1 protein-coding gene and 1 pseudogene are annotated in these 3714 nt (G+C 68.0%); one reads left to right on the top strand and one right to left on the bottom strand.

The window, feature by feature from the left end:
* Positions 1 to 72: 72 nt before the first annotated feature.
* On the top strand, positions 73 to 3333 hold the full coding sequence (locus WBF82_RS08350) for a LuxR C-terminal-related transcriptional regulator (RefSeq protein ID WP_424382580.1): 3261 nt from the start codon (positions 73 to 75) through the stop codon (positions 3331 to 3333).
* On the opposite strand, the pseudogene WBF82_RS08345 reads toward WBF82_RS08350, so the two are convergent.
* Positions 3330 to 3714, bottom strand: a pseudogene (locus WBF82_RS08345) (hypothetical protein); the annotation flags it as partial. The gene WBF82_RS08350 and the pseudogene WBF82_RS08345 overlap by 4 nt on opposite strands.

Below are 3714 nucleotides of genomic sequence, written 5' to 3'. Positions count from 1 at the left end.
CCCATGCTGGCTAGCATGAGCCAGATCGATCCACGCGCGGACTCGCCGCTGGTGGACTGGAGCGACCTTGGCGTGAGCGCGCTTTTGCCGACGGGCACCGTGGCGCTGCTGTTAGCAGACGTCGAGGGATCCACGCGGCGATGGGAGACCCAGCCCGAGGAGATGACGGCGGCGATCGCTGGTTTCAATCAAGCGGTATCGGAGATCATCGCCGCCCATGATGGTATGCGCCCGATCGAGCAGGGTGAGGGTGACAGTTTTGTGGCGGCGTTCGCCCAGGCATCGGACGCGGTGGCGGCTGCCCTGGAGTTGCAGCGCGCACCGCTGGCCCCGATCCGGTTACGGATTGGCATCCACACCGGCGAAATCCAGCTGCGCGATGAAGGCAACTACGCCGGCCCGACCATCAACCGCACCGCCCGACTGCGCGACCTGGGCCACGGCGGCCAAACCCTGCTATCGGGCGTCACTGAAGCCCTAGTGCTGGACCGGCTTCCCGACGGTGCCTCGCTGTCCGATCTGGGTAGCCATCCGCTGCGCGACCTGCCACGCCCCGAACGCGTGGTACAGCTATGCCACCCGGATCTGATCAACGACTTCCCGCCGCTGCGGGAACCCAAAGCTGTTATCTCCAAACATCTTCCAGTGCAACTGACTAGCTTCGTGGGCCGTGACGCGGATATCACCCAGGTAAATGCTCTGGTGGCGGAGAACCGGCTGGTGACTTTGACCGGTGCCGGCGGAGTAGGCAAGACCCGCATGGCTATTGAGGTCGCGGGCCAGAGCGTGAACGAATTCGCCGACGGCATTTGGTATGTGGATCTCGCGCCGATCACCGACCCCGAGCTGGTGTCCGTGACGGTGGCGCGTGCTCTGGGCCTGCCCGACCAGCCCGGCCGCTCCACCATGGATACGTTGAGCCGGTTCGTCGCTGACCGGCAGATGCTGGTGGTACTGGACAACTGCGAGCACCTGCTCGATGCGAGCGCGACACTGACGGTGGCACTGCTGGAAGCAGCTCCGAGATTGAGCCTGCTGACGACCAGCCGTGAGCCGATCGGCGCGGCCGGTGAGCTGAGTTGGCGGGTACCGTCATTACCACTGGCCGACAAGGCCATCGAGCTGTTCGTCGATCGGGCCTGCCACGCCCGGCCGGACTTCGTCGTCACTGACGACAATGCCGCGACGGTGACGGAGATCTGCCGTCGCCTCGATGGAGTACCCCTGGCGATCGAATTGGCGGCTGCACGGGTGCGGGCGCTGTCGCTGGCCGAGATTCTGGACAGCCTGCACGATCGGTTCAGACTGTTGACCGGCGGTGCGCGTACCGCGGTACGCCGCCAGCAAACCTTGCGCGCCTCGGTGGACTGGTCACACGCGCTGCTGACCGAACCCGAGCGTGTGCTCCTTCGTCGGCTCGCGGCGTTTATGGGCGGCTTCGACCTGGACGGGGCGCAAAACGTCTGTGGCGGGGGCGATGTGGAGCGGTATCAGGTGCTCGATCAACTCGCCTTGCTAGTGGACAAGTCGCTGGTGGTGGCCGACGAAAGTGGGAGCCGAACGCGTTACCGGCTCTTGGAGACCATGCGCCAATACGCGCTTGAGAAGTTGGGCGAGTCCGGCGAGGCCGATGTCGTGCGCACACGTCACCGCGATTACTTCACGGCACTCGCGGCCAAGCTCGACTCCCCTGCGGAGAGTGATTACGAGCAGCGCCTCGAACAGGCCGAAAACGAGATCGACAACCTGCGTGCCGCGTTCGCATGGAGCCGGGAAAACTCCGACATCGACCTGGCGTTGGCGCTCGCCTCGTCGCTGCAGCCGCTGTGGCAAGCGCGCGGCCGCCTCCGGGAAGGGCTGGCCTGGTTCGACAGCGCCCTCCCCGACCTCGACGCGCTCCAGCCTGGGCTGGTGGCCTCAGTGCGGGCGCGGGCGCTCGCCGACAGGGCCACCCTCGGAGTATGGGCGGGCGCCGCCGAGAGCCCGGATCACGCTCGCCAAGCCCTGGCGATCGCGCGCGAGGTCGATGACCCGGCCCTGCTGATCCGAGCACTTACCGCGTGCGGCTATGTCGCCGCGTACTTCGACTCGGAGGCGGCCGGTTCGTACCTCGCCGAGGCGATCGGCCTGGCGCGGGATTTGGGCGACCGATGGCGGCTCAGCCAGATCCTCGTAGCGCAAGTTGTCGCGGCACTCGCGGTGCGTGACCCGGTCGCAGCGCGCGCGGCCGCCGAGGAGGGACGCGATCTCGCCGAAGCGATAGGTGACCGGTTCGACGCGCGCCGGTGCCGCTGGTACCTCGGAGTCGCAAAGCAGTTTCAGGGTGATCTGGAAGCAGCGATAGCACAATTCGCCGCGTTGGCCGACGAGGCCGAGGCAGCTCACGATGAGATCTGGAGGGTGGATAGCATCGTGGGCCTGGCCATCGCGCTGGCGTACCACGGTGACACCGCGGCCGCCCAGGCTGCCGCCGATGCGGCCATCGAGGCCACTGCCGAGCTGGGCGGACTCAAAGCGGGCGCCGCGTACTGGGCATTGGCCCTGGCGGCCCTGGCCGCCGGCGATGCTGCGACGGCGCAGGACGCGACCGGGGCGGCCTGGCCACAGGTGAGTGCCCTGCGGCCCGTGGCGATGCATTCCGTTATTGCCGCGCAGGCCGCCGCGGCGGGCGGTGATCTGGTTACGGCCCGCCGCTGGGCCGACGACGCCGTGTCGACAACGACGGGCGTCTTCATGTCGGACCCACTGACGGAGCGCGCCCGGGTGGCGATCGCACAAGGTGAGCTAAACCAGGCTGAGCGTGACGCCCACGACGCGCTCGCACGTGCCGCCGAGGTCGAAACGTACCTCTTCATCCCCGACATCCTGGAGTGCCTCGGCACTCTGGCCGGCCAGGCCGGCGGTCACCGCGAAGCCACCCGCCTTTTCGGCGCAGCGGCCGCACTCCGGGAACGCATGGGTGCGGTGCGCTTCAAGGTCTGGGACGCGGGCTACGAAGCCGCCGCCACGGCGCTGCGAGATGCCTTGGGCGAGGAGGATTTTGACGCTGCATGGGCGGAGGGCGCTGCCCTGTCCACCGAGGAGGCGATTGCCTACGCCCAGCGTGGCCGCGGCCAACGCAAACGGCCCGCCAGCGGCTGGGGATCGCTCACGCCGACCGAGCGCGATGTCGTGCGGCTCGTCAGCGAAGGGCTGGCCAACAACGACATCGCCACAAGGCTTTTCGTCTCACCCCGCACCGTGCAGTCCCACTTGACGCACGTGTACACCAAGCTCGGCCTGACGTCCCGCGTGCAGCTGGCCCGGGAAGCGGCCGGCCACACGCCGACCTAACCGATGTGCAAGGGGTCGATCTGCACCCGGACCGGCTCGTCGGTTTGCCGCGCGCTGGTGACGCTGACCCCGCGCCGCAGCTCGCCCGCCAGCGCCAAGCCCTGCTCACTACGGACCCTAACCAACATCCGGATCCCCGGCACATCAGCCGGAGTGCCCGGTGGTCGCCGCGCACCCGGCGGCAGCTCCACCGGGCCAAGCAGCTCGGCGCTATCCGGCAAGTGCATTTCGTCGAGCAGCGCCGCCACTGCCTCGGCGGCGCCATCGAGAGCGGCCATGTGCACACTCGGCGGCAAGGCAACCTCGCTGCGCGCCGCCAGCTCCGGCCTTACATAAGGCGCATTCCTCAGCGCCTTGACATCGTCTGCCACGAGTTTCTCC

The sequence above is a fragment of the Mycobacterium sp. genome (assembly GCF_049673265.1).
GTDB lineage: Bacteria > Actinomycetota > Actinomycetes > Mycobacteriales > Mycobacteriaceae > Mycobacterium.
The sequence above is the reverse complement of the archived record's forward strand: the minus strand, read 5'-3'. Positions and strand labels throughout refer to the sequence as shown.